General features: G+C 59.8%; 1 protein-coding gene. It reads right to left on the bottom strand.

The genetic code is table 11. The annotated features are described in order from the left end of the window. A partial coding sequence (locus LD028_RS09450; protein ID WP_237811668.1) for a hypothetical protein occupies positions 1–234 on the bottom strand: 234 nt, incomplete at both ends.

The raw sequence follows: 234 nt of genomic DNA, 5'->3' as shown, positions 1-234 counted from the left end.
CGAGCGCATCATCTAAACGACGAAGCTCATGGAATAGGCGAGAGAACTGCTCGGCCAGCTGCTTGTGCAAAAACGACTCAACACGCAAGCTCGTCGCCCGCAGCTCTTGGGCCAAATCAAAGCCAACTGATGCGAGCAGCTCATCGAGGCAACGCTCAAGCGCCCGACGCGCCGGGCCTTGGTCGTCGCGGAGCACCGCCGGGTTGAACGCCTCCTTAAACACATCGTTGAGGC

Origin of the sequence: Anoxybacillus sp. LAT27, from assembly GCF_022030075.1 — a bacterium.
In the GTDB taxonomy this organism is placed as follows: Bacteria; Bacillota; Bacilli; order Bacillales; family Anoxybacillaceae; genus Anoxybacillus; species Anoxybacillus kestanbolensis.
The sequence above is the reverse complement of the archived record's forward strand: the minus strand, read 5'-3'. Positions and strand labels throughout refer to the sequence as shown.